The sequence below is a fragment of the Paenibacillus sp. 01L418 genome, assembly GCF_056400045.1.
In genome coordinates, this window is sequence record NZ_JBFTSN010000611.1 from 1 (window position 1) to 2,981 (window position 2,981).

The following is a 2,981-nucleotide window of genomic DNA, read 5'->3' on the forward strand; positions in this document are numbered from 1 at the left end:
AGATTCCATTGCGCTTTAAATATACGGAAGGCTTCCATAGAGGTTTAGCATCGGTTTTGGTTGGTAAAAGATATGGCTTTATAGATAAAACCGGACAAATGGTGATAGATCCTACCTTTAATGATGTAGAAAACTTTGTTGCTGAAAATCTTGCTCCTGCTAAGGTAGATAAGAAATGGGGGTATATCAAGCCAAATGGCGAGTTTGTAATTGAACCAAAATTTAAAGATGCTTCTCCATTTTCAGAGGGTAGGGCTTTTGTAACTGAAAAGAATTTTCAACTGATCAACACCAATGGAGAATTAATTAGTACTCTAAATCAAGTGACCCTAGTCAATTCTTTTTCAGAGGGGTTAAGCGCAGTCCAAGTGAAAATGAATGGTTAATGTGAGCGATTTTAATAACTCTATAGTGCCACTGTTGTTAAATGCTACTTTAATAGAGTATGTGATCAATAAATAGAAGAATAGTGGTATTAAGTGATTATGTCTTCACTCTATGACTTATTTTCAAGACAAATTACTTCATGGGGTACACATTCTATTGGTGCTGATTTAAGTACTGAGAATGGTTTTGCTGGCCATGGCGTAAAGATAGCGGTTTTGGATACAGGAATTGCGAATCATTCCGATCTTAATATCTCTGGGGGATATTCTTTTGTAGATGATACTCCTGTATATAGCGATGATAATGAACGAAAGGATGTGGAGTGCTTATGATGTCAGATCCGTCACAGATGACCATATTCGACTTCTTGGAAGAGAACGAGGACCAATTCAAGGAATCGTTGCCGGATTTCCTTGCCAGGCTTTCTCCATTGCTGGAAAGCGTGAAGGATTTAACGACGCTATTAGAGGGACAGTATTCTTTGAGATCATCAGGTTCGCATCTATTTTCAAACCTGAATTTATACTCCTTGAAAAYGTCACAGGACTCCTCARTCATGACAAAGGGAGAACGTTCGAGACTATCATCGGAACGYTGGATGAGTTGGGGTACGTGGGGGAGTGGTRTGTGCTTAACAGCTCGGCCTATGTGCCACAAAACAGAGAACGWGTCTTCAKTGTCGCAAGTCTTAGAGGATCAAGTGRACGAAAAATATTTCCTTTCAGAGRAGAAAACAACAAGCCTGCTAAAGACTCTAAAACAATAGCTTCTARGGTYATGATCGCTGGAAATGTAAATCCRAGCRGAAGAGGTATGAATGGCCAAGTMATTKCWGCAAACGGACTAGCGCCGACACTTACAACGAATAAGGGTGAAGGTAACAAAATTTTAGTTAATGTATCACAAAAGACAGSTGTCAACGAARCAGGRGAAGCWGCTTGTTTAGATGCAAGTTATTTCAAAGGATTAGGAGCCAATCAAGCKCGWACAGGGGTCATGGAACCCATGGCTGTATTAACACCTGACCGCGAAGAGAAAAGGCAGAACGGACGTCGATTTAAGGAGCCAGGGGAACCATCTTTTACGCTAACAGCACAGGACAAACATGGAATCTATGATGGTTATCGTATTCGCAAACTAACACCTCTTGAATGTTTTCGACTGCAGTCTTTTCCGGACGATTGGTTTTATACACTCAAAGGATATGGGATAAGCGATTCCCAATTATATAAAATGGCAGGCAATGCTGTAACGAGCCGAGTTGCTTATGAAATCGGTAAACGATTGATGGATTCCTTCAGCATTTAATGTACTTGAGTAAAGCAGCCGATCATTATGATTGGCTGCTTCTATGTTTTTATTGAACTATCGTGTCCCATTAGTTTAACGCACGTTTACTTCCTCTGCATTCGATTTGGAAATTTTTATTTTTACCATAATCAATACGAAAGCAAGCAATGTAAACATAATTCCGCTCCAGATGAGTTGATGTATTCCCAAGTGAGAAATAAACCAACCACCGATAGAAGCCCCTACAGTAATTCCAAGATTGGAAAATGAGACAAACAAGCTGTTGCCGAATTCGGGAGCTTCTTTCGCCTCGGTCGTTAACCATGCTTGACTGACAATAAGCCCGCCGGAATGCACTACCCCCCAAATGATTACGATAACAACCATCGGAATGAGATAAGATCCCAGATAATAAGCGAATAAGTAAATTACCGCATATAGCAGAGGAAACATGATGACGGTCTTTGTAATGCTTTTATGAACAAAGCCCCCAAATAAAAAATTCCCGAAAATCATGATGATACCAAAGACCATCAACATGATGCTGATTCCTGACCCGTTCATATGTGTTACTTGCACAAGATATTCAGCAAAGTAGCTGTACACAGAAAACATAGCTGCAAAGATAAAAATAACGGTCACGATATTTAACCACAATTGAGGTTTACGTAATATGCCAAGCTGCTTGCCATAAGACATTTTTTCCTTAACAGGCATGGAAGGAAGCCAAACTTGTATCCCTACAAAGGCAATCATGCTTACAACAGCTCCGAACAGGAAAGCGACTTCTAACGAAATCTTCTCCGCGAGATAAGATGTCAAAGGCACGCCAAAAGCAAACCCCACCGTGATTCCGGCGAAAACCTTTGTGACCGCTTTACTGCTTTTTTCCGGAGGGACAAGCTTGGCTGCGGTCACAAGGGCAACCGAAAAAAAGACGGGATGAAAAATAGCAGGGATAAAACGAAAAACTAGCATCACATCGAACTGGGTCGTATAAGCATAAGCCATATTCGAAATTGCAAAAATAAGCAAAGTGGTTAATAGAATGACTTTACGATTAATACCGGATACGAGTAATGTCAGGAATGGACCTGAGATAGCAACGACGAGAGCAAATATACTTACAAGCCATCCAGCCTGTGAGGTCGATATATTAAATTTTTGAGTTACCTGGGGTAAAACACCTATAATCCCCATTTCCGTTGTAATAATACCGAATACGCCTAAAGCCAAAATAATGATAAGCAAAGGGTTAACCTGTTTCATTTTAAATGTAAGTCTCCTTTTATATTTACATATAT

Annotated in this window: 4 protein-coding genes; 3 read left to right on the forward strand and 1 reads right to left on the reverse strand. The window is 40.0% G+C overall.

Annotated features, from left to right (window positions below; translation table 11 throughout):
• The 3 genes from AC1DSE_RS33555 to dcm all read left to right on the forward strand — a co-directional run.
• Positions 1-386 (forward strand): WG repeat-containing protein (locus tag AC1DSE_RS33555; protein ID WP_477528940.1); only part of this gene is annotated, 386 nt, incomplete at its 5' end.
• 93 nt (positions 387-479) lie between these two features.
• Positions 480-719 carry a hypothetical protein gene (locus tag AC1DSE_RS33560; RefSeq protein ID WP_477512846.1) on the forward strand — a complete coding sequence of 80 codons (240 nt, stop codon included), beginning with the start codon at positions 480-482 and terminating at the stop codon, positions 717-719.
• Positions 703-1,695, forward strand: coding sequence for a DNA (cytosine-5-)-methyltransferase (dcm, locus tag AC1DSE_RS33565; protein WP_477528941.1), 993 nt, complete (start codon positions 703-705; stop codon positions 1,693-1,695). The genes AC1DSE_RS33560 and dcm overlap by 17 nt, the downstream gene beginning before the upstream one ends.
• Positions 1,696-1,770: 75 nt before the next feature.
• On the opposite strand, the gene AC1DSE_RS33570 is transcribed toward dcm, so the two are convergent.
• Positions 1,771-2,946, reverse strand: a complete 1,176-nt coding sequence (locus AC1DSE_RS33570; protein WP_477512844.1) for an MFS transporter — start codon at positions 2,944-2,946, stop codon at positions 1,771-1,773.
• Between the last annotated feature and the right edge of the window lie 35 nt (positions 2,947-2,981).

What these genes read in the sequence shown, in the direction of transcription:
- AC1DSE_RS33570 (WP_477512844.1), bottom strand. Translation starts at nt 2,946, where the DNA reads ATGAAACAGGTTAACCCTTTGCTTATCATTATTTTGGCTTTAGGCGTA.